We start from the raw sequence: 22,342 nt of genomic DNA, 5'->3' as shown, positions 1-22,342 counted from the left end.
GCTATCGCATTCCTGTCAGTCACCCCGTACCTTGGACTCGATGTCGTCGACGACCTCCGGGTTCCGGAGGGTACTGGTGTTGCCCAGCTCGTCGCCGTTGGCGATGTCCTCGAGCAGTCGCCGCATGATCTTCCCGGACCGGGTCTTCGGCAGCTCCGGCGTGAAGATGACCTCCTCGGGCCGGGCGATGGGACCGATGGCGTCCTCGACGCCCTCGATGATCCGCTGCTCCATCTCCTCGCCCTCCTCGTAGCCGTCCTCGGTGATGACGTAGACGTAGACCGCCTCGCCCTTCATCTCGTGGTCGCCGCCGACCGCGGCGGCCTCGGCGACGCCCTCGACGCCGACGACGGCCGACTCGACCTCCATCGTCCCGAGGCGGTGCCCCGAGACGTTGATGACGTCGTCGACCCGCCCGAGGATGGTGATGTAGTCGTCCTCGTCGATCTTCGCGCCGTCCTCCGGGAAGTACACCCACTCGTCGGCGTCGGCGTCGGAGTACTCCTCCCAGTACTCGGAGATGAACCGCTCGTCGTTCTGGTACAGCGTCCGGAGCATCCCCGGCCATGGGCGGTTGACCGTCACGTAGCCGGCCTCGCCGGGCGAGACCTCCTCGCCCTGTTCGTCGACCACGCGGGCGTCGATGCCGGGCAGCGGCGGCCCCGCCGACCCTGGCTTCATCGTGCCGACGCCCGGCAGGGTGGTGATCATCATCCCGCCGGTCTCCGTCTGCCACCAGGTGTCGACCACCGGGCACTCCTCGCCGCCGATGTGCTTGTAGTACCACTTCCAGGCCTTGGGGTTGATCGGCTCCCCGACCGTCCCGAGCAGCCGGAGGCTCGAGAGGTCGTGCTGCTCGGGGTACTGGCTGCCCCACTTCATGAACGCCCGGATGGCCGTCGGCGCCGTGTACAGCTGGTTGACGTCGTAGCTGTCGACGATGTCCCACATCCGGTCCTTGTCGGGGTAGTCCGGCGTCCCCTCGTACATCACGCTCGTCGTCCCGAGCGCGAGCGGCCCGTAAACGATGTAGGAGTGGCCCGTGATCCAGCCGATGTCGGCGGCACACCAGTAGGTGTCGTCGGCCTTGACGTCCAGGACGGCGTGGCTGGTCCAGGCGACGTACGACAGGTAGCCGCCCGTCGTGTGCTTGACGCCCTTCGGCTTGCCGGTCGTCCCGGACGTGTACATGAGGAACAGCATGTCCTCGGCGTCGCGGGTGACCGGCTCGACCTCGGCGCCCTCGTGGTCGGCGACGAGGTCGTCGTAGTCGACCTGGTCGTCGCCGACGTCGTGGTCGAGGTCGTCGCCGAGGCGGTCGACGACGACCGTCGTCGTCCCGTGCTCGACGCCCTCGAGGCCCTCGTTGGCCTTCGAGATGTGGTCGAGCGCGTCGCCGCGGCGGTAGTAGCCGTCGCAGGTCACGAGGTACTCCGAGTCAGCGGAGTTCATCCGCGTGGCGAGGGCGTCGGCCGAGAAGCCGGCGAAGACCACCGAGTGCGGCGCGCCGATGCGGGCGCACGCCAGCATCGCGATCGGCAGCTCCGGGATCATCGGCATGTACATCGTGACGACGTCGTCCTCCTCGACGCCGAGGTCGCGGAGCGCTGCCGCGAACTCGTTGACCTCGCGGTGGAGCTCCTCGTAGGTGTACTCCCGCGTCTCGCCCAGTTCGCCCTCCCACTGGATGGCGAGCTCGTCGCCGCGGTCGGCGAGGTGGCGGTCCAGGCAGTTCGCCGAGGCGTTCAGTTCGCCGCCGGTGAACCACTCGTAGAACGGCTCGTCGTCGTCGACGAGCACCTCGTCGTAGTCGGACTCCCACTCGAGCAGGTCGGCGGCGCGCTCCCAGCACTCCGGCCAGTTCTCCTCGAACTCCTCGTAGATCGAGTCGTCCGAGACGTTGGCCTGCTCGACGAACGACTCCGGCGGCTCGAAGGCCTCCTGTTCGGCGAGCCGTGCCTCCAGTTGCGTCTCCTCTGGATCGGACATTCCATCCGTTCAAGCGGATGGGGTACTAATAAGCGGGGAATCTAAGCATGCCAAACGAACGCACGTCGCGGACCGGCCCGACCCCGAATCCGCCGGCCAGACACCGCGAAAACCGAGGGATCAGAGACCCGAATCATCTATCATCGACGACGTTCGGCGCCATCGTCTCAACCAGTGTGGACAAGCATCCGACACTAACCGGGCCGGTTCAAAGTATCTAGTCCCTCGGCTGCTGAGTTCCATCCGGACCCCGGCCTCACTCCAGTCGGGGGACGTCCGCGCCGATGTGGTCGCGGGTGTGGTCGAAGAAGGACGCCAGGAGCTTCCGCTCGGCCTTCCGGAGGTGGTTGTGCAACGTCGGCGAGGAGACGCCCATCGAGTCGGCGACCTCCTCGGCGGTCGACCCACGGGGCCAGTCGAAGTAGCCGGCGAAGTACGCCGCCCGCAGGGCCGCCCGCTGCTTGTCGGTGAGCTTCTCGGCCAGGGAGTCCTGGAACTCCGCGACCGTCTCGACGGGCTGGTCGACCGCCTGTTTCGCCCGCAGCGACGTGTCCGAGAACGTCGACTGGAGCCCCTCGACGACGCCCCGGACGTCGGCGTCCCGGGCGATCTCCGCCCGGAGCGTCTGCGTCCCGGACTCGACGACCGCGGCCCGGATGGTCGCGCCGAGTTCGGTCAGCGTCAGCGCCGGCGAACTCCCCTCGACGGTGAACTCCAGCAGCGAGCGGTCGCCGTACTCGCGGATGTAGCGGGCGTCGGCGACCCCCTCGGCGGCCGTCGCGCTGTCGAGGAAGGCGTCCGGCTGGGCGTCCGACAGGGTCACGTAGAACAGCAGCGACGTCTCGGAGACCGGGACGACGGCCTCCAGTGTGCACGAGCAGCCCAGTTCGCGGGTCGCCGCGACGAGGAAGGCGTCGCCGTCGGTGCACTCGAACTCCAGTTCGACGACGGTGTCGGCCAAAAGGAGGTTGCGGCGCTCGATGGCGGTGACGGCGTGGCCGATGCGGGCGCCGAGGTCGCCGAGCAGCGTCCGCTCGCGGTCGCCGAAGGCCGTCCCCCGGTCGGTGAACGCCACGAGGACGCCGTAGGTCGTCTCCCCGTAGGCCAGCGGGACCGCGCCGGCCGCCCGGGCGCCGGCGACGGCGCCCGGTTCGAACGGCCCGACGACGTCGGGGGCGAACTCGCCGCCGGTCACCCGCGGCTCGCCGACGTCCAGGGCCGTCTCCAGGGCCGGCGACTCGACGTCGACGGCCGCCTCGTCCTCGACGGGCAGGCCCGCCCACTCCCGCGGGCGGACGCGGGGGTCGCCGGGGTCGGTCTCGCCGATCCAGGCGCCGAGGTAGGCCTCGCTGTCGGCCAGCGCCTCGCAGACGGCCGCCTCGATCTCCTCGCGCGTCGAGGCCTCGATGAGCTCCCGGCCGGCGGCGTTGATGTCGGCGACGAGCGCCTCCAGGCCCTCCAGGGTCTCACAGCGCCGCGCCAGCGACCGCTCGCGGCGGACCCGCTCGGTGACGTCGGTGCCGACCACGACGACGAACGCGACGTCGCCGGCGTCGTCGTGGACCGGCGCGACCGTCTGGCGGACGTGGACCCGTTCGCCGCTCTTCCGGCGGGCGGTCAGCTGGCCGGTCCAGGTGTCGCCCTCCAGGACGGTCTCGCGCAGTTCGGCGTAGAAGGCGTCGGTATCCTCCCCGGAGCTGAGCAGGTCCTCCGCCGTCCGGCCGACGGCCTCCCCCTGCGTGTATCCCAGCAGCTCCTCGAAGGCGGCGTTGACGTACTCGATCTCGCCGGAGACGGCCGCCAGGCACATCGGCTGGCCGGCCGCCTCGACGGCCCGCTGGTAGGCGCCGGCGCCGCGGTCGCCGTCGGCGTCGGCCCGCCGGAGGACGGCGGCGAAGCCGTCGAGGCGCTCCCCGTCGCGCAGCGCACACACCAGCGCCGTCAGCCGGACCCGGTCGCCGTCGGCCCGCCGGAACCAGCAGTCCTCGACCGCGAGGTCCTCGCGGCCGGCGGTCGCGAGGAGGTCCTTCGGCCGCGCGCGCTCGCGTGCGTCGTCGGTGAACAGCCGGCCGAACGGCGTCTCGACGAGCGCCCCGGGGTCGCGGCCCAGCAGGTCGGCGACGGCGCCCCCGCAGTCGACGACCTGCCCGTCGGCGTCGAGTTCGACCGACGCCGTGGCGGTCGCCCCGTCGAGGGCGGCGCCGCCGGACGACGACAGCCCTGCCGAATCCGCGAACGCGGCCGCCACGTCCCCCTCGTCGACGGGTTCGAGGTAGGGGTCGAGCGCCGCCAGGCGGTCCCAGCCGCCGACCGCGCCGACCACCCGGGGGTCGACGTCCTCCTCGACGAGCAGCCGCCGGGCGAAGTACCGCCGGAGGTCGTCGCTGGAGAGCCCCTCGAAGCGCTCCTCGCCGGTGGCGTCGGCGGCCCGGGCGGCCACCTCGGAGACGAGCATCTGGACCCGACGCGGCGTCACGTCGACCAGCCGGGCGTCGGGGTCGGTCCCCGTCGTCGCCGCGTACTCGTCGACGGCGCCCGCCAGATCCGCCGGCAGGTACGTCCGCCGGCAGGGCTCGTCGTCGCCGTCCCTGACCGACAGGAAGTGGTGGGTCTCGCCGGCGTACCGCCGGCGGTCGACGTCCCCGGGGCGGATCCGCACCTGCTCGGCGGGCCGCACCCCCGCCTCGCCGACCAGCCGGACGACGAGCCGCTCGCGGGGCGTCGACGCGGCCTCGCGGAGCCGCTCGTACTCGCGACGTTCCAGGACGTCCATTTCGCTTTATCGAGAGAGTACGAAACCTTAACCCTTCGGGGTGGTGAGCCGCGTCCCCGAACGACCGGAGATGTCGGTGTGAGCGAGTAAAACGATGGAATCACCTTCGGGGGCGAAGGCGGCGAGGACATCCCGTTCTGTTTCGGATTCTCCGAAGTATCCGAATTCAGTCCTCGCGCTCGAGGTACGACTGGGTCTCGCCGGCGAGTCGCGCCCGGAGTTCGCCGAGGATCTCGGGGTTCCGGAGGGCGCTGATGTCGCCCAAGGTCTCGCCGGTCGCGATGCCCTCCAGGAGCCGTCGCATGATCTTCCCCGAGCGGGTCTTCGGCAACTCGGGGGTGAAGACGACGTGGTCGGGGACGGCGACCTCGCCGATGGCGTCCTCGATGGCCTCGACGACGGCCGTCCGGAGGGTCGCGTCGCCCGTGTGGTCCATCTCGGTGCTGACGAAGGCGATGAGCGTCCCGCCGGTGCCGACGACCGCCGCCTCGGCGACGCCCTCGACGCCGACGATGGTGGACTCGACCTCCATCGTCCCGATGCGGTGGTCGCCGACGCTGATGACGTCGTCGACGCGGCCCAGGAGCGTGACGTAGCCGTCCTCGTCGACCTTCGCGCCGTCGCCCGGGAAGTACACCCACTCGTCGGCGTCGGGGTCGGAGTACGTCGACCAGTACTCCTCGCGGAACCGGTCGTCGTCGCCGGCCAGCCCGCGCAGCATCCCGGGCCACGGCTTCTCGACCACGAGGTAACCCGCCTCCCCCCGGTCGACCTCCTCGCCCTCGGCGTCGACGACCTTCGCGTCGATGCCGGGCAGCGGCGGCCCGGCGGAGCCGGGCTTCATCGTCGAGACGCCGGGCAGCGTGGTGATCATCATCCCGCCGGTCTCGGCCTGCCACCACGTGTCGACGATGGGGCAGGACTCGTCGCCGATGTGCTCGTAGTACCACTTCCAGGCGCGCGGGTTGATGGGCTCGCCGACGGTGCCGAGCAGCCGGAGGCTCGAGAGGTCGTGGTTCGCCGGGTGGTCGGCGCCCCACTTCATGAACGCCCGGATGGCCGTCGGCGCGGTGTAGAAGACGTCGACGCTGTAGCGCTCGACGAGCTCCCAGATGCGGTCCTTCTCGGGGTAGTCCGGCGTCCCCTCGTAGATGACCGTCGTCGCGCCCAGGGCCAGCGGCCCGTAGACGATGTAGGAGTGGCCCGTGATCCAGCCGATGTCCGCCGAACACCAGTAGGTGTCCGAGGGCTTCACGTCGAGGACGGCGTGGGAGGTCCAGGCGACGTGCGAGAGGTAGCCGCCCGTCGTGTGCCGGACCGCCTTCGGCTCGCCGGTGGTGCCGGAGGTGTACATCACGAAGAGGTCGTCCTCGCTCTCGCGGGCGACCGGCTCGACCGTCTCGTTGCGGTGGTCGGCGACGAGGTCGTCGTAGTCGTGCTGGTCGTCGGCCAGCGAGTGCGGGAGGCCGCCGCCGAGTCGGTCGACGACCACCGTCTCGACCTCGTGGTCGATGCGGCGGACCGCGCGGTCGGCCTTCCCCTTGTGGTTCAGCGCGTCCCCGCGGCGGTAGTAGCCGTCGCAGGTCACCAGGTACTCGGAGCCGGCGTTGGCCATCCGCGTGGCGAGGGCGTCGGCCGAGAAGCCGGCGAACACCACGGAGTGCGGTGCCCCGATGCGGGCGCACGCCAGCATCGCGATCGGCAGCTCCGGGATCATCGGCAGGTAGAGGGTGACGACGTCGTCCTCGCCGACGCCCAGTCCCCGGAGGGCGGCCGCGAACGACTCGGTCTCCCGCTGCAGGTTGCCGTAGGTGTACGTCTCCGTCTCGCCGCGCTTGCCGACCCACCGGATGGCGGCGTGGTTCTTCCGCCCCATCTCGACGTGCCGGTCGACGCAGTTGTACGAGGCGTTCAGTTCGCCGCCGGCGAACCAGCGGTACCGCGGCGCGTCGTCCGACTCGAGGACGTCGTCCCACCGACGCTCCCAGTCGAGCAGTTCGGCCGCCCGCTCCCAGCAGGCCGGCCACTCCTTGGCGAACGTCTCGTAGACGTCGGGGTCCGAGACGTTGGCCTGTTCGACGAACGACTCGGGCGGGTCGAAGCGCTCGCGGCTCTCGATCCACGCCTCCAGTTCCACGTCTGCCCCGTCTTCCATCGACCGTGTGTGGGGGTGACACGGGGATAAACGTTCACCTTCGGGGCCCCGTCCCCGACCCGGGACGGCGGTCCTGACCTCGTCGGCGCGACGGGATACCTACAGAGATAGGCCCAGTCCTCAATGGGGTAACGGGCGTCTGCTTAATCAGCGATGTCAGAAACCCAATCGAAGGCCGAGAACGCGGAGGAACTGCAGGAGCTGTTCGTCGAGGTCACCGGGGACGAGGAGGTCACCGACGAGCAGGAGGGCAACGACCGTCGCGAGGCCAGCGAGGAGTTCGACCAGATCGCCGGCCGCAGCGAGCAGGAGAGCATGGACGACTCCATCGAGACGCCCGACGAATCCTTCTGACTGGTCCGCATCCTTCCCTCCGGTCCCACTCGGCGCCCACCCGCCCCAGCGACGCGTAAGGGGTATGCCGGTGCCGTCCCCAGACGGGAGCGTGACGCCCGCCAGGACGCTCCTCGTCGCCGGCACCGCCAGCCACGTCGGCAAGTCGACCGTCGCGGCCGGCCTCTGCCGCCTGCTCGCCGACCGCGGCGTCGACGTCGCGCCGTTCAAGGCCCAGAACATGTCCAACAACGCGCGAGCGGTGGCGACGGCGACGGGCGACGGCTTCGGCGAGGTCGGCGTCTCCCAGTACGTCCAGGCGCGGGCCGCCGGCGTCCCCCCGACGACCGACCACAACCCGGTCCTCCTGAAGCCGCGCGGCGACGGCGAGTCGCAGCTCGTCCTCGACGGCGAGGCGGTCGGCCACTTCTCGGCCGGTGACTACTACGAGACCCACTGGGAGGACGCCCGCGCGGCCGCAGAGGCGGCCCACGCGCGACTCGCGGCCGACCACGACGTGATCGTCGCCGAGGGCGCGGGCTCCATCGCGGAGATCAACCTCCAGCACCGCGACCTCGCGAACCTGGAGACGGCCCGGTTCTCTGATGCCGACGTCCTCCTCGTCGCCGACATCGAGCGCGGCGGCGTCTTCGCCTCCCTCGTCGGGACGCTCGAACTGGTCCCCGACGACGTCCGCGAGCGGGTGGCCGGCGCCGTCGTCACGAAGTTCCGCGGCGACCGTTCCATCCTCGAACCCGGTCTCCGGGAGTTCGAAGACAGGACCGGCGTCCCCGTCCTCGGCGTGCTCCCGTACGACGACCCCGGCCTGCCGGAGGAGGACAGCGTCGCGCTCCCGGCCCCCGGCGAGACGGGCGTCCTCGGAGACGACGACGCCGTCCCACCGGACCGCGCGGTCACCATCGCCGTCCCGCGGCTCCCCCGCGCCTCCAACGTCACCGACGTCGAGCCGCTGGCCAGGGTCCCCGGCGTTCGCGTCCGGTTCGTGCCGCTGGACGCCTCGCTCGGAGGTTCGGGCGGTCACTCAGATCGTGCCAGCAGGCACGCTGACGCCGTCCTCCTGACCGGCACGAAGAACACCGTCGACGACGCCCTCGCCGCGTGCGAGGCCGGACTCTACGACGAACTCCGGACGTTCGACGGCCCCGTCGTCGGCCTCTGCGGCGGCTACCAGCTCCTGGGGGAACGCCTCACCAACGCCGCCGTCGAGGGCACCGGCGACGACGAGACGGTTCCAGGCGTCGGCCTCCTCCCCGTCGAGACGCGTTTCTCCCCCGCTAAAACTGTCGAGCCCGTCGAGCGAGAGCTACGGGGGAACGGACCGCTGGCCGGCGGCGACGGCCCGGTCTCCGGGTACGAGATCCACATGGGCGAGACGCGGCTCCTCGACGACGTCGAGCGGCCGTTCCCCGGCGAGGGCGCCGTCACCGGTGACGTCCTCGGGACGTACCTCCACGGGCTCTTCGAGAACCGCCGCGCCCGCGAGGCGTTCGTCGACCGCGTCTACGAATCAGCGGGCAGGGAGCGCCCCGAGGTAGGCGGCGACGACGGCTCGTCCTACGACCGCGCCGCTGACCTCGTCTCGGAACTGGACCTGGAGCCGCTCGGGCTGTAATCCGGACCGCGGCCCCTCCGCCGACCGCTCACTCCTCGTCGGATTCAGACGCGGCCAGCAGCCGGTCGTAGACCGGCCACCCGGAGTCGCCGTCGGGCCGCGCGGTCTCCTCGCCGTCCAGTACGACCCCGCTTCCCGAGTCCACCCGGCCGGCGACGCCGACCGGCGTCCCGCGGTCCTCGAGCGCGGCGACGACGCGGTCGGTGTCGGCGGGGTCGACCGCGACGACGAGCGTGCCGGCCGTGGAGGCCCGCCAGGGGTCCATCCCCAGCGCCTCGCAGGTCTCCCGGACGCCGGGGCGCATCGGCACCGCGTCGCTCTCGACGGCGAGTCGCACCCCGGCACTGTCCGCCACCTCGTGGAGTGCGCCGAGGAGGCCGCCCTCGGTGGCGTCGTGCATGGCGTGGACGTCGCCGGCCGCCGCCGCGGTGAGGGCGTCCCGGACGGCGCCGGTCTCGTCGACGCGGGCCTGCGCGGTCGAGAGCGTCTCCGCCGGCAGGTCGATCTGGTCGGCGAAGAGCGTCGTCAGCAGGCCGACGGCCTCGACGGCGGGGCCCTTCGTCACCAGCAGGTCGTCGCCGGGACGGGCGCCGTCCGGGCGAATGATATCGTCGGGGTCGCCGACGGCGATACCCGTCGCCGCGCCGACCCACGGGAGGGTACTCTCCGCGTAGCTGGCGGTGTGGCCGGTGACGATGGAGACGCCGAGGTCGCGGCACTCCGCGTCGATGGCGTCCCAGACGCGGCCGAAGGACTCCTCGGACAGCTCCGGCGGGAGGGCCAGCGAGACGGTGAGGTGCGTCGGCGGGACGCCCGAGACGGCGACGTCGGAGAGGACCACGTCGACGGCGAAGCGGCCGGCCCGCTCCCAGCCGAGGTCCGGGAGGATCGAGACGGGGTCCGTCGCGGTCACGAGCGCGTGCTCGCCGACGGAGACGACGCCGAAGTCGACGCCGGGCGTCGGCCCGAGCGCGACGTCGTCCCGCTCGGCGCCGAGCTTCGGCGCGATCCGCGCCTCGAAGAACGCCCGCGAGACCTTGCCGGTGTCCATACCGGGTGGTCTGCGGCGAGGGGCTTGGGCGCTTCGACGGCGAGCGCCCGCCAAACATCTACCGGCCGTTTCGGCTCGCGAATCGCCTGTGGGCTTATATTGTCCGTGACGCCACGGGGTGATATGGCATCGGACGACGGTCACGACCCGGCGGTGGGGGCCGGCGGCGGCCCGGACGTCCCGGGCGGGGCGCCGGTCGAGGTGACCACCCCGGAGGAGCTGACGATCCTGTTCGTCGACGACGAGCGACAGCTCCTCTCCATCGTGGCCTCCCGGCTGAAGGAGGAGATGGGGCCGCTGGAGGTCGTCACGGCCAGCCACGGCACCGACGCCCTCGAGCGCCTCGACCAGCTGGCCGTCGACTGCATCGTCTCCGACTACAAGATGCCCGGGATGGACGGCCTGGAGCTGCTGAAGAAGTGCCGCGAGCGCGACCCCGACGTCCCCTTCATCCTCTTCACCTCGAAGGGGTCCGAGGACATCGCCACGGAGGCCATCAACGCCGACGTCACCGACTACCTCCAGAAGAACATGGGCGAAGAGCAGTTCGCGCTGCTGGCCAACCGCATCCAGAACGCCGTCAGCGAGTACCGGGCCAAGCAGATCGCCCGCGACACCTACGCGCACGTCCGGCGCATCCACGACCGCGTCTCGGACGCCTACCTCGGCCTGGACGACGAGTGGCGGATCGGCTACGTCGACGAGGCCGCGGCCGACCTCCTGACGGACGGCCACGAGTCGCTGCTCGGCGAGCGCTTCTGGGACGTGCTGCCCGAGGCCGTCGGCTCGCCCTTCGAGACCGAGTTCGAGCGCGCCCTCGAGACCGGCGAGCCGGTGGACTTCGAGACCCGCTACGAGCCCTTCGACACGTGGTTCGAGGTGCGGGCGTTCCCGTCCGAGGACGGCCTCTCGGTGTACTTCCGGGACGTCACCGACCTCAAGGAGCAGGCCGAGACCATCGACCGGCAGCGTGGGCGGCTGGACGAGGTCGCCGACGCGGTCGACGACCTCGAGGCCGTCGCCGCCGACCTCGACGACGGTTTCGACCGCGCCCGCGAGAGCTGCGACTGCGACGACGGCCAGCTCGGGGGGGTCGACGACGCCCTGGACAAACTCGACGGGGTCGTCGCCACCCTCGAGCGCGTCGCCGACGAGGAATAGCTGCGGGGCCCGGCGTAGACCGATGGATACGGGCTTTATCCGTAGTTTTCATCGAGATACCGAGTAGGTTTTTCGTCGGGCATTCGTGACAGCCAGCCTGACTGTTTTCCGGCTCGCCCGCCTCATTCCGACCATGGCGCGCAACGACGAGGAGCGACAGCGCGAGCGCGACCGCGAAGAGACCCGCAGGCCCGGCGACGACGCCCCCGACGCCGAGGCCGGCGACTCCGACGCGGTCCTCCACGAGAAACTCCGGGAACACGACTACCCGGCGTCGGCCGACGAACTCGTCGAGCACTACGGCGACTACGAGGTCGAGGCGACCGACGACTCCAAGCGCCTCCACGACGTGCTGTCGGCGGCCTCCGGCGAGACCTACCAGTCGGCCGCCGAGGTCCGCACGCACATCGAGGAACTGCTGCAAGGCTGAGCCCCGACCGTCGGCCCGTTCTCCGTTTCGACCACCGTACTCCAACAGGGGTGCCTGTTACCCCATTATTTCGTCTCCCGCATCATAGTTTTTAGCGGTTCGGACAGAATCGCAGCCCGCGCCGTTTTCCGCGCGGCGCCCCTCTGTCCTCGTATGGCCGACACGAAGGACGGACGGGAGGAGCAGGCCCGCAACGAGGAGAACCGCCAGCTGATCCGGGCGATGCAGGAGGACCTCGCGCGGAGCGACGAGCCCGAGCCCGAGGACGTCCTCGACGACGAGGAGTACCCGATCACCGGCGAGACGCTCCGCGAGGAGTACGCCGAGTACGAGGTCGAGACCGAGGACGGCTCGGAGCCCCTCGAGCGCCTCCTCGAACCCGCCGAGGGCGAGTCCTTCGAGTCGCCCGAAGCGGTCCGCGAGCGGCTCCGCGAACTGGCCTCGGAGTAACCCACCGACGGTAGCATTTTTGGCCGTCCCGTTTTCCCGACGGGAGCCGTAGGTCCGGCCATGACAGAGCGAGACGGCGGCCGGAAGACCGACCGCGAGGGCGAGCAGTCGGGCCAGGGCCGACAGACGCAGGACGACGGCGACGACCGCGACGGCTGGACGCCGGACGCCGAGAAGCCCCAGCGAAAGGGCGACATCGAGACCGACGACCCCGAGGGGAGCGTCCTCGAGGGCGGCACCGACGAGTACGCCGACTTCCAGCCGCCGCTGGAGAGCCGGGAGTTCCCGGTGACGACGAGCGAACTCCGCAAGGAGTACGGCGAGTACCGCGTCGACACCGACGCCGGGTCGAAGCCGCTGAAGGAGCTGCTGGAGCCCGCCGACGGCGAGACGTTCGGCTCCCCCGACGAGGTGCGCGGCCGGATCGACAAGCTGGCCACCCGTTGAGGACCGCTCCTATCCGAAGGGCTCCCACCCGAGCCCCTCGACGACCACGAACTCGGCGGCGTTGACGACGTAGTGGGCGACGACGACCACGAGCAGGCTCTCCGTGAGGACGAACGCCGCCGCGAGCGCGAACCCCAGCAGCCCGGTGACCACGACGCCGAGGCCGCCCTGGGCGCCGTGGCCGGCGGCGAACGCGATCGACGACAGCGCCGCGAGTAGCCACGGCGAGACGCCGAAGCCCGCGGCGAACCCGCCGACGAGCGCGCCCCGGAACAGCAGCTCCTCGAAGCCCGCGATGACGGGCAGCACCCCGAGGAGCAGGACGGCCCACCCGCGCGCCGTCTCCGGTGAAAGCATCTCCCGGAGCTCGTCGGCCGGCTCGGTCCCGAGCGCCTCCGCCAGGCCGGTGGCGAGCGTGTTCGCCAGCGAGATGGCCGCCCCGAGCGCGAGGCCGACGGCGACGGCCAGCGGGCCGGTGCTCAAGGGGGCGTCGGTGACGCCCAGCGCGGCGGCCGGGACCTCGGTGAGCCAGATGCCGCCGAGCAGCAGCAGCGCGAAGAGCCCGTGGGAGGCGGCGACGTTGGCGAGCAGCGCCGTCGTCGAGAGGTCGGGGCCCGGCTCGAGGGTCGACTCGGCCGGGGACTTCCGGGTCGGCGACGGGGCGTCCGCGGCCTCGAGGTGGCCGGCGCCGTCGGGCAGGCGGTCGAGCCAGCGGCCCTCCTCGCGGGTGACGTACGCGGAGCGCCCCGAGACGACGGACTGGGAGGCGCGGGCGAGAAGTAACAGCAGAACGAGCACGGCGAGCGTGATCCCCGCGAAGGCGCCCCAGCGGGTCACGCGCGTCCCTACTGCGGCGAGGGGCTACCGCCGGAGCGGCCGACCTCGCGCTGTTCGAGCGCGGAGCCGGTGATGTTCTTGAGCCGGTCGATGAGCCCGTCCTTCTCGGGCTCGCCGGCCAGCGCCACGTCGAGGACCTCGGAGATGTGCGAGACCGGGACGATCTCGACCTGGTCCTTGTACTCGTCCTCGATCATCACGTCCTGCTCGTTGGCCTTCGGGATGATGACCGTCTCGAGGCCGGCCTTCGCGGCCGCCTCGATCTTGTGGGTGACGCCGCCGACCGGGAGCACGTCGCCCCGGACGGACAGCGAGCCGGTCATCGCGAGGTCCTGGCGGACCGGGACGCCCTCCAGGGCGGAGATGACGGCCGCGGCGACAGTGATGGAGGCGGAGTCGCCGTCGACGCCGCCCTCGCCGGCCTGGACGAACTGGATGTGGACGTCCTTCTGTGAGATGTCCTCGTCGCTGAACTTCTTGATGATGGCGGAGACGTTCTGGACGGCCTCCTGGGCCATCTCCTTCAGCTGGCCCGTGGCGATGACCTCGCCCGGCCCCTGCGACGGCGTGACCTCGGCCATCACGGGGAGGACGATACCGGAGTCCTCGCCCATCACGGCGAGGCCGTTGACGCGGCCGACCACGTCGCCCTGGTTGACGGTGAGCTCGTAGTCCTTCCGGCGCTCGATGTAGTCGTCGGCGAGCTGCTGCTCGATGGAGCGGGAGCGCGCCTTCGCCTGCAGGACGTCCTCGCGCCGGGTGTACTCGCGGTTCTCGGCGCGGGCGATGTCGCCGGCGACCCGGACGAGCCCGCCGAGGTTCCGGAACTCCAGGGTGAGGTGGCCCTTCCGGCCGGCGCGGCGGCGGGCCTCGAGGATGACCTCCTCGATGGCCTCGTCGGTGAAGGGCGGCAGGCGGCCGTCGTTGGCGACCTCCTGGGCGACGAAGCGGGCGTACTTCCGGCGCATCTCGGGGGTGTCCTCGATGGTGTCGTCCATGTACACCTCGTAGCCGTACCCCTTGATCCGGGAGCGCAGCGCCGGGTGCATGTTCTCCATGGCGTCGAGGTTCCCGGCCGCGACCATCACGAAGTCGGTCGGGACGGGCTCCGTCTGGACCATCGCGCCCGAGGAGCGCTCGGACTGGCCCGTGATGGAGAACTCGCCCTCCTGGATGGCCGTCATCAGCTTCTGCTGGCTGCGGATGTCCAGGGTGTTGATCTCGTCGACGAACAGCACGCCCTTGTTGGCCTTGTGGATGGCGCCGGCCTCGACGCGGTCGTGGCTCGGTGTCTCCATGCCGCCGGACTGGAAGGGGTCGTGGCGGACGTCGCCGAGCAGCGCGCCGGCGTGGGCGCCGGTGGCGTCCTCGAACGGCGCGACCTGCTGGTCGGCGTTGTTGACCAGCAGGTTCGGCACCATGGCGTCGCTGCCGCGGCTCATGTAGCGGAACGCGAGGTAGATGATCCCCGCCGCGATGATGCCGAGCAACAGCGCCTCGGCGATGAGGATGGCGTAGCCGAAGACGACGGCGATGATAATCCACATCAGGAAGCTCCGCATCTGGTTGCGCTTGCGGGCCTCCTCCTTGTGGGCGTCGACGATCTGGTCGCCCTTCCCCGCGGGGACGGTCCTGACTTTGGGTTCGTTGCCGTCGTCGGGGTTGTGGTAGACGAGGACGTCCTGGAGCTCCTCCTTGGGGAGCAGCTGGCTCATCGCCTTCGCGAGCATCGACTTGCCCGTCCCGGGCGAGCCAATCATCATGACGTGGCGGCGCTGCTTGGCCGCCTTCAGGACGATGTCCCGGGCGTGGTCCTGCCCGATGACCTGGTCGACGAGGCGGTCCGGCACCTCGATGTCCTCGCTGGTGTCGATCTGGAGCCCGCCGAGGAGGTTGTCCTCCTCGTCTTCGTCGATCTCGACCTCGGCGTCGACGTGGACGTCGCTGCCGAGGTCGGAGCCGTCGAGGAGGTCCTCGTCTTCGCCGAGCGGCTCGTCGGAGACCCGCTGGTCGTGGCCGCGCTGACGGTCGCCGTCGCGGTGTTCGCCGCGGTCCCCGCGCTGGCGGCCACCCTCGTCGGGAGTGGCGTCGTCGCGATCGCCGCCGTCCCGGTCGGGAGCCGGCCGACCGTCGGGGTCACGTTCCGGCTCCTCGTTCGGGGGCCCGCGCTCGTCGTCGAGGGCCTCGTCTGGGTCGTTGTCGTTGCTCATAGAACGGTTGGTATTACCCGTAATCAGGGGTCGTCAATTGATATACTTTCTCCCCGCGACAGGCACTTCCGGCCATAAAAACCGCAGGATAGCACCGCGTCTGACGCCGGCTTCAGGAGGTCTGCGCCGGACTCGTCGGGTTTATACGAACCGACTCCGAGGGGCCACACATGACCCGGGGGTTCTACATCGGACGGTTCCAGCCCTTCCACGAGGGCCACCACACCATGGTCGAACGGATCAGCGAGGAGGTCGACGAACTCGTGGTCGGCATCGGGAGCGCCGACCAGTCCCACACCGTCCGCAACCCCTTCACCGCGGGCGAGCGCATCATGATGATCACCAAGACGCTGGTCGACCTCGACCTGGTGACCTACGCGGTCCCCATCGAGGACCTCAACCGCAACTCCGTGTGGGTGAGCCACGTCCAGTCGATGAGTCCCCGCTTCGAGGTCGCCTTCTCGAACAACCCGCTCGTCGTCCGGCTGTTCGAGGAGGCCGGCATCGAGGTCCGGCAGTCGCCGATGTACCACCGCGAGGAGTTCGAGGGCACCGAGGTCCGAGAGCGGATCGCCGAGGACGGCGACTGGGAGTCGCTCGTCCCCGAGTCCGTCGTCGAGGTCCTCGGCGAGATCGACGGCGTCGAGCGCATCCAGCAGATCTCCGCCAGCGAGGGGGACGGCGCGAACGCCGACCCGGCGGACGACTAGATGATCACCCTCACCTCCGACTTCGGGACGCCCTACCCCGCGGCCATGAAGGGCGTCATCCTCAAGCGGACCGACGCCCGCCTCGTCGACGTCGGCCACGACTTCCCCCGCCAGGACGTCCGTGGGGCCGCCTTCTGGCTGTCCACCACGCTCCCGGAGTTCCCGCCGGCCGTCCACCTCGTCGTCGTCGACCCCGGCGTCGGCACCGACCGCGACGCGCTCGTCGTCCGCGCCGGCGACCACGTCCTCGTCGGCCCCGACAACGGCGTCCTCCTGCCGCCCGCGCGGGCGCTGACCAGCGGCGGCGACGGCGACGACTACGACACGGACATCGACGCCTACGAACTGGAGATCGACGACCCCGAGAGCTCGACGTTCCACGGCCGCGACGTCTTCGCCCCCGGCGCGGCGGCCGTCCACGAGGCCGGCATCGACCGCCTGCCCGAACTCGACGGCCTCGAGCCCGCCGACGACGTCGTCGACCTCTCGCTGCCCGACGCCGACGTCCGCGACGACGGCGCCGCCGGGGAGGTGCTGGTCGTCGACGGCTTCGGCAACGTCATCACGAACGTCCCCGGCGAGGTCCTCGACGGCCGCGAGACGATCCGCGTCGATGGCGACGACTACCCGGTGGTCCCGTCGTACGCCCACGCGGACGAGGGCGAGGCCGTGGTCACGGTCGGCAGCCACGAGAACGTCGAGCTGGCGGTCAACCGCAGCCGCGGCGACGAGGCGTTCGGCCTCGCGGCCGGCGACCCGGTCGAACTGTCGTTCCGCGACTGACCTGTCAACGGTCCTACCCGCCGAGTGCGGCCGCCTCCGGGCGAACGCTTATGCGACGGTCGGCCCAAGGCGGCGTATGTTCAGTCCCCTCCAGCTAGGCGGCACCATCCTCCCAATCGCGGCGCTGCTGTTGCTCGCCGTGGCGGTGGTGGCCGTCTACCAGTCCGTCGAGATCGTCAACGCCTACGAGAAGCGCGCGCTGACGGTCTTCGGCGAGTACCGGAAGCTCCTCGAACCCGGCATCAACTTCGTCCCGCCGTTCGTCTCCCGGACGTACACCTTCGACATGCGGACCCAGACGCTCGACGTGCCGCGGCAGGAGGCGATCACCCGCGACAACTCGCCGGTGACCGCCGACGCCGTCGTCTACATCAAGGTCATGGACGCCAAGAAGGCGTTCCTCGAGGTCGACGACTACAAGAAGGCCGTCTCGAACCTCGCCCAGACCACGCTGCGGGCCGTCCTCGGGGACATGGAGCTCGACGACACGCTGAACAAGCGCCAGCAGATCAACGCCAAGATCCGCAAGGAGCTCGACGAGCCGACCGACGAGTGGGGCATCCGCGTCGAGAGCGTCGAGGTCCGCGAGGTCAATCCCTCGAAGGACGTCCAGCAGGCGATGGAGCAGCAGACCTCGGCCGAACGGAAGCGCCGCGCGATGATCCTCGAGGCGCAGGGCGAACGGCGCTCCGCCATCGAGAAGGCCGAGGGTGACAAGCAGTCCAACATCATCCGCGCGCAGGGGGAGAAGCAGAGCCAGATCCTCGAGGCGCAGGGCGACGCCATCTCGACGGTGCTGCGGGCCCGCTCGGCGGAGTCGATGGGCGAGCGCGCCATCATCGAGCGCGGAATGGAGACCCTCGAGGAGATCGGCCAGGGCGAGTCGACGACGTTCGTGCTGCCCCAGGAGCTCACCTCGATGCTCTCGCGGTACGGCAAGCACCTCACCGGCAGCGACGCCCAGCCGCAGTCGGAGATCCTCGAGGGCCTCGAGTTCGACGCCGAGACCCGCGAACTGCTCGGGCTCGACGACATCGAGGAGATCCTCGGCCAGATCGAGGCCGAGACCGAGATGGACGTCGAGGAGATGGAGAAGGAGGCCCAGGCCATCAAGGAGGGCGCCGACCCCGCCGACATCCCCGACCCCGACGAGGTCATCGCCGAGATGGACGAGGAGATGGCCGGCGGGGGCGGGACCGGGACCGGGGCCGACACCCCCGGCGGGACCCCCGAAGCCGACGAGGACCGCGAGCGCGAGACCGAGTCCAACTGAGTCGGCCCACGACGTTCCGACGTCCCGACGCTACGCCGATTCCACTGTAGAGACACCCATTCCGGCAGAAACCACACGACAGCAGTGGTTTCCAGCCATTTGTGGATTGGGTGCGCCTAGTTTGTGAGCCGAAGCCGTTTTTAACACCCCCGCGCAACGGAGGGTAATGACCGACGGCGGCATCGACGAGGGCAAGCGGTCCACGCTCAAGCGCTTCGCGGCGCTGGGTGCGACGACGCCGCTGGTCCGCCTCTCCGAGGACGACGACCAGAGCGACGTCCGCGACGCCATCGTCGGCTACCTCGCCACCACGCCGGGCGCCCACTTCTCGAAGCTCCGCGACGACCTCCAGCTCGGGACGGGCGAGACCCAGCACCACCTCCGCCGCCTCGAGCGCGACGGCGCGGTCGAACACCGGAAGGACGGCGACTACAAGCGCTACTTCCCGGCCGGCCGCTTCTCGGACTTCGAGCAGCGCGCGCTCGGCTACCTCCGGCGGGAGACGCCCCGACGGATGCTCATCGCGCTGCTCCGCGACCCCGACGCCTCCGGCGCCGACATCGCCGAGGCCGCCGGCGTCTCGCGGTCGACCGTCTCGAAGTACGCGACCGAACTCGAGGCCGCCGACCTGCTCTCCCGCGAGGACGGCTACGAGGTCCGGCGGCCCGAGACCCTCCTGACGCTCGTCGTCCGGTACGCCGACTCCTTCGGCGAGGACGCCGTCGGCTTCGCCGGCGACGCCGACGAGTTCGTCACCTACAGCCCCTAGCGTACCCACCGGTCGCTACGGGGTGGATGGAACACGACTGCAGAAGCGCGTCGTCAGCGTGGCCTCAGATCGTGACCTTCCAGGTCGTCCCGGAGGAGTAGCCCCACTTCTCGACGTCGACGTCGAAGTCGCCCTCGCAGATGGCGGTCATGTTGGAGCCGACCTCCTTGGCGGACATCCCGAGTTCCTCGCCGATGAGCCGGGACTTGAAGTAGGTCTTCATCTGCCCGTGCTCCCGGAGGTACGAGAGGATGCGCTGCTGCTTGTCGGTGAGGTCGGTCACCTGTGCCGCTGCGGTCGCGCTCATGTCATCCGGATGGACGTACACCCCAAAAGGGGATTTGGTACGGTCGGTAAACACGTCGCCTTCCTGCGATTCCGCCCCGTGGAGGACGGCGGTACGAGGGCAGATAGAGGGGTGTTGGTACGGGGTAGAAACGGCGAGCACCACGCTCGGTTTCGCCCTCGTACCACTGTTGAGAGATTCCACATCATCGATAGCATCCGCGAGGCGCGAAGCGCTCTCTTGGCACGGCGAGAGACGGCCTTCGGCCGGCTTTCGAACCACGCCGCGCGACCGAAGGGAGCGCGGGACCGAGGCCCGACCGGAGGTCCCGCGAGCGAAGCGAGCGGGAGCCCTGGAAGACGACCGAAGGGAGTCTTCCTGAGGGAGGGCCGACGTGTCTTTTTCGTGAACGTTTTTGCCGGCGTGCCGCAGGCACGCCGTGCAAAAAGGTTCTATTCCAGAATCTCGCCGACCGCGAAGTTCGACTTGACCTCGCTTATCTCGACCTTGACGCGCTCGCCGACCTCGCCGCCGGGGACGATGATGACGTAGCCGCGCTCGACGCGGGCGATGCCGTCGCCCTGCTTGCCGAGGTCCTCGATCTCGACGTAGCGGATCTCGCCCTCCTCGACGGGGGGTTGCGGTTCGTCGCTCGGCGTCTCCGGGGCGGAGGACGACGTCGAGTCCTCGCGGCCGCCGGAGATGAGCGCCACGCGGTAGGTGTCGCCGGCCTCGATCGAACCGGTGTCGATCTCGCGGCGGGGGACCTCGACGACGAAGCGATCCTCGGTCTCCTCGACCTCGGCGCTGAACAGACACAGGAGCTTATCGGAGATTTCCATAGACCTTCGCCCCGGACATCACGGGGGGCCCTATAGAAGCTACCGACCGTTCAGCGGTCGGCCGTCGGGCCGCTTGGCGCCCTCGGAATCGTGGACCACCACCCCGTCGGCGTCGGGTCGCGGCTCGTAGCGGTCCCGGAGGTCGATAGCCTCCTCGAGTTCCCGGACGGCGCGCTCCTTCAGCGCGGCCGCCAGCTCCTCGGCCGACTCGCGGTCGATGTCGCGGCCCAGTCCCTCGCACTCGTGGGCGCGGACCATCCCAGCCTCGTCCACGGCCTCGCCCATCGGCTGGCTCGTCCCGCCGAGCGCGACGCTGAAGGGGTAGGTCCGGCAGACCAGCGGCCGGCTGTCGTGGACGGTGCAGGCGCCGGTGCCGTCCTCGTCCTCGGCGTAGAAGGTGCAGTCGCCGCAGGCGTCGGTCTGGATGGCCCACTCGAAGGTCTCGCCCTCGGGGCCGTCCGCGCCCTCGCTGACGCCGTAGGGCATCGGCCGGGCGACGTCGCGCCAGTCGTACTCCGCCTCGAACTCGTCCTCGGCGCCGTCCTGCAGTTCTCGCGCCTCGTCGGGGAATAGCGTGGCGGTGTGGGGGTCGGACTCCCCACCCTCCTCCGGGGGTTCGTTCGCCTTGCAGCAGGCGCCACAGCGCGTGCACTCGAAGCCGATGGACTCGATGGCGTCGGCGAGGTCGGCCACCGAGAGGTCGCGGGCGCGTTCGAGTTCGGCCTCGAGGCTCTCCATGGACCGAGTACCGACCGAGCGGGGATAAGGGACGCGACCGGGACCGGCGGTCGACGATGGGCGGCGCCGGTCAGCGGACGGCGTCGGTCACCGAACGGCGTCGGTCGCCTCGCGCATGATCTCGAGGGCCTCCTTCAGCGTCTCGACGCTCACGGCGTAGGAGATGCGGGCGTGGCCGGCGCCGTGCTCGCCGAAGGCCTCGCCGGGCACGACGACGACGCCGCGGTCGATGACCTCGTCGGCCCAGCCGTCGGGGACCCGCGGCATCGCGTAGAAGGCGCCCTGCGGGGTCGGCACCTCCAGGCCCATGTCCTCGAGGCCGTCGAGCAGGACGTCGCGGCGCTCCTCGAAGGCCTCGCGCATCTCCTCGACGTGGTCCTGCGGGCCCGACAGCGCCTCCTCGGCGGCGTACTGGGCCGGGGCGGAGGCGCAGGCCTGGACGTACTGGTGGACCCGGAGCATCCGCTCGATGCGCTCGTGGGAGCCGGCGACCCAGCCGAGCCGCCAGCCGGTCATCGAGTAGGCCTTCGAGCAGGCGTTGACGACGACGACGTTGTCCCAGTCGGTGAAGTCGGCGGGCGAGTGGTGCTCGCCGTCGAAGACGAACGGCTCGTAGACCTCGTCGGAGATGCAGAGGACGTCGTGCTCGTCGGCGATGCGGGCGAACTCGCGCATGTCGGCCTCGCTCTGGACGGCGCCGGTGGGGTTGGCGGGGCTGTTGACGACGAAGGCGGCGGTGTCGTCGGTGATGGCGTCCTCGACGGCCGCGGGGTCCAGCGTCAGGTCCTCACGGAGGGCGACCGGCTTCGGCAGGCCGCCGGCGAGGTGGGTCAGCGCCTCGTAGGAGACGAAGCCGGGGTCGGGGTAGACGACCTCCTGGCCCTGGTCGACGTGGGCCTCGATGGCGATGTGAAGCGCCTCGCTGCCCCCCGCGGTGGCGATGACGTTCTCCGGGTCGACCGAGAACTCGTTGTCGCGGTCGTGCTTGGCGGCGATGGCCGCCCGGAGCTCCGCGGTGCCCTTGTTCGAGGTGTAACCGTCGGTCTTCCCGGCCTCGATGGCCTCGACGGCTGCCCGGCGGGCGTTCTCGGGGGTCGGGAAGTCCGGCTGGCCGAGCCCGAGGTTGATGGCGTCCTCGCCGGCCGCCTCGAACACCTCGCGGATGCCGCTGATGGAGACCTGCTCGACGCGCGATGAGAAGTCGGTCATGGCCGGTACGGGGGCGGCTATCGGGTTAATTCCCCCGGAATCACTCGTCGGTGGCCTCCCGCAGTTCGTCGACGTGCCGTCGCAACTGCCGCAGCGACGCGTCGGCGTCGACGTACCCCTGGTCGTACTCGCTGTAGACGGACTCGGCGTTGCGCAGGAACTCCTCGACGGCCTCGTCGGTATCGGTCATACCTCTACCTGCGTCGGCCAAGCGGAAAAACCACACCAAGCATCCGCGAGCGCGGAGCGCTCGCGAAGGAGGT

21 protein-coding genes are annotated in these 22,342 nt (G+C 70.4%); 10 read left to right on the top strand and 11 right to left on the bottom strand.

What is annotated here, in order from left to right:
• Window positions 1–15: 15 nt before the first annotated feature.
• The 3 genes from acs (HWV07_RS14185) to acs (HWV07_RS14175) all read right to left on the bottom strand — a co-directional run bounded on the left by acs (HWV07_RS14185) (window position 16) and on the right by acs (HWV07_RS14175) (window position 6,917).
• Window positions 16–1,989 (bottom strand): acetate--CoA ligase, encoded by a 1,974-nt coding sequence (gene acs / locus HWV07_RS14185; protein ID WP_178334938.1) that lies wholly within the window; start codon window positions 1,987–1,989, stop codon window positions 16–18.
• A 256-nt stretch (window positions 1,990–2,245) separates the two neighbouring features.
• Window positions 2,246–4,762 (bottom strand): bacterio-opsin activator domain-containing protein, encoded by a 2,517-nt coding sequence (locus HWV07_RS14180; RefSeq protein WP_178334937.1) that lies wholly within the window; start codon window positions 4,760–4,762, stop codon window positions 2,246–2,248.
• Between the two features lie 166 nt (window positions 4,763–4,928).
• Window positions 4,929–6,917, bottom strand: a complete 1,989-nt coding sequence (acs, locus tag HWV07_RS14175; RefSeq protein ID WP_178334936.1) for an acetate--CoA ligase — start codon at window positions 6,915–6,917, stop codon at window positions 4,929–4,931.
• 153 nt (window positions 6,918–7,070) lie between these two features.
• On the opposite strand from acs (HWV07_RS14175), the gene HWV07_RS14170 reads away from it, so the two are divergent.
• Both HWV07_RS14170 and HWV07_RS14165 read left to right on the top strand, forming a co-directional pair.
• Window positions 7,071–7,271, top strand: coding sequence for a hypothetical protein (locus HWV07_RS14170; protein ID WP_178334935.1), 201 nt, complete (start codon window positions 7,071–7,073; stop codon window positions 7,269–7,271).
• A gap of 64 nt (window positions 7,272–7,335) precedes the next feature.
• The gene (locus tag HWV07_RS14165) at window positions 7,336–8,883 is read left to right on the top strand and encodes a cobyric acid synthase (protein WP_178334934.1); all 1,548 of its coding nucleotides are present in this window, start codon (window positions 7,336–7,338) and stop codon (window positions 8,881–8,883) included.
• 28 nt (window positions 8,884–8,911) lie between these two features.
• Here the strand turns inward: HWV07_RS14165 and HWV07_RS14160 are convergent, their stop codons facing one another.
• Window positions 8,912–9,934, bottom strand: a complete 1,023-nt coding sequence (locus HWV07_RS14160; protein WP_178334933.1) for an AIR synthase family protein — start codon at window positions 9,932–9,934, stop codon at window positions 8,912–8,914.
• A 123-nt stretch (window positions 9,935–10,057) separates the two neighbouring features.
• On the opposite strand from HWV07_RS14160, the gene HWV07_RS14155 reads away from it, so the two are divergent.
• From HWV07_RS14155 to HWV07_RS14140, 4 genes are all read left to right on the top strand, one after another.
• Window positions 10,058–11,095: a response regulator gene (locus tag HWV07_RS14155; RefSeq protein WP_178334932.1), complete on the top strand. Its 1,038-nt coding sequence runs from the start codon at window positions 10,058–10,060 to the stop codon at window positions 11,093–11,095.
• A gap of 133 nt (window positions 11,096–11,228) precedes the next feature.
• Window positions 11,229–11,525, top strand: a complete 297-nt coding sequence (locus tag HWV07_RS14150) for a DUF5789 family protein (protein WP_178334931.1) — start codon at window positions 11,229–11,231, stop codon at window positions 11,523–11,525.
• Between the two features lie 153 nt (window positions 11,526–11,678).
• Window positions 11,679–11,975 carry a DUF5789 family protein gene (locus tag HWV07_RS14145; protein ID WP_178334930.1) on the top strand — a complete coding sequence of 99 codons (297 nt, stop codon included), beginning with the start codon at window positions 11,679–11,681 and terminating at the stop codon, window positions 11,973–11,975.
• A 60-nt stretch (window positions 11,976–12,035) separates the two neighbouring features.
• The gene (locus HWV07_RS14140) at window positions 12,036–12,422 is read left to right on the top strand and encodes a DUF5789 family protein (RefSeq protein ID WP_178334929.1); all 387 of its coding nucleotides are present in this window, start codon (window positions 12,036–12,038) and stop codon (window positions 12,420–12,422) included.
• Window positions 12,423–12,431: 9 nt separating this feature from the next.
• Here the strand turns inward: HWV07_RS14140 and HWV07_RS14135 are convergent, their stop codons facing one another.
• Both HWV07_RS14135 and lonB read right to left on the bottom strand, forming a co-directional pair.
• The gene (locus tag HWV07_RS14135) at window positions 12,432–13,259 is read right to left on the bottom strand and encodes a CPBP family intramembrane glutamic endopeptidase (protein WP_178334928.1); all 828 of its coding nucleotides are present in this window, start codon (window positions 13,257–13,259) and stop codon (window positions 12,432–12,434) included.
• Between the two features lie 8 nt (window positions 13,260–13,267).
• A complete protein-coding gene (gene lonB, locus HWV07_RS14130) occupies window positions 13,268–15,469 on the bottom strand; it encodes an ATP-dependent protease LonB (RefSeq protein ID WP_178334927.1) in 2,202 nt (733 codons plus the stop codon).
• Between the two features lie 170 nt (window positions 15,470–15,639).
• Here lonB and HWV07_RS14125 point away from each other — a divergent pair, with 170 nt between their 5' ends.
• The 4 genes from HWV07_RS14125 (at window position 15,640) to HWV07_RS14110 (ending at window position 19,004) form a co-directional block, all read left to right on the top strand.
• A complete protein-coding gene (locus HWV07_RS14125; RefSeq protein WP_178334926.1) occupies window positions 15,640–16,179 on the top strand; it encodes a nicotinamide-nucleotide adenylyltransferase in 540 nt (179 codons plus the stop codon).
• Window positions 16,180–16,962 carry an SAM hydrolase/SAM-dependent halogenase family protein gene (locus HWV07_RS14120; RefSeq protein WP_178334925.1) on the top strand — a complete coding sequence of 261 codons (783 nt, stop codon included), beginning with the start codon at window positions 16,180–16,182 and terminating at the stop codon, window positions 16,960–16,962.
• 76 nt (window positions 16,963–17,038) lie between these two features.
• Window positions 17,039–18,235 (top strand): SPFH domain-containing protein, encoded by a 1,197-nt coding sequence (locus tag HWV07_RS14115; RefSeq protein WP_178334924.1) that lies wholly within the window; start codon window positions 17,039–17,041, stop codon window positions 18,233–18,235.
• 166 nt (window positions 18,236–18,401) lie between these two features.
• Window positions 18,402–19,004 carry a winged helix-turn-helix transcriptional regulator gene (locus HWV07_RS14110; RefSeq protein ID WP_178334923.1) on the top strand — a complete coding sequence of 201 codons (603 nt, stop codon included), beginning with the start codon at window positions 18,402–18,404 and terminating at the stop codon, window positions 19,002–19,004.
• Between the two features lie 64 nt (window positions 19,005–19,068).
• Here HWV07_RS14110 and HWV07_RS14105 read toward each other — a convergent pair whose 3' ends face one another.
• The 5 genes from HWV07_RS14105 to HWV07_RS14085 form a co-directional block, all read right to left on the bottom strand.
• Window positions 19,069–19,311, bottom strand: coding sequence for a DUF7123 family protein (locus HWV07_RS14105; RefSeq protein WP_178334922.1), 243 nt, complete (start codon window positions 19,309–19,311; stop codon window positions 19,069–19,071).
• 431 nt (window positions 19,312–19,742) lie between these two features.
• Window positions 19,743–20,132, bottom strand: coding sequence for a TRAM domain-containing protein (locus HWV07_RS14100; protein ID WP_178334921.1), 390 nt, complete (start codon window positions 20,130–20,132; stop codon window positions 19,743–19,745).
• 39 nt (window positions 20,133–20,171) lie between these two features.
• The gene (locus HWV07_RS14095; protein ID WP_178334920.1) at window positions 20,172–20,870 is read right to left on the bottom strand and encodes a YkgJ family cysteine cluster protein; all 699 of its coding nucleotides are present in this window, start codon (window positions 20,868–20,870) and stop codon (window positions 20,172–20,174) included.
• An 87-nt stretch (window positions 20,871–20,957) separates the two neighbouring features.
• A complete protein-coding gene (locus tag HWV07_RS14090; protein ID WP_178334919.1) occupies window positions 20,958–22,079 on the bottom strand; it encodes a pyridoxal phosphate-dependent aminotransferase in 1,122 nt (373 codons plus the stop codon).
• A gap of 40 nt (window positions 22,080–22,119) precedes the next feature.
• Entirely contained in the window at window positions 22,120–22,269 is a 150-nt protein-coding gene (locus HWV07_RS14085; RefSeq protein ID WP_178334918.1) for a hypothetical protein, read from the bottom strand.
• Window positions 22,270–22,342: the final 73 nt, after the last annotated feature.

The organism is Natronomonas salina, from assembly GCF_013391105.1.
Classification (GTDB): Archaea; Halobacteriota; Halobacteria; order Halobacteriales; family Haloarculaceae; genus Natronomonas; species Natronomonas salina.
Note: the sequence above shows the minus strand (reverse complement) of the source record. Positions and strands in the feature narration are given on the sequence as shown.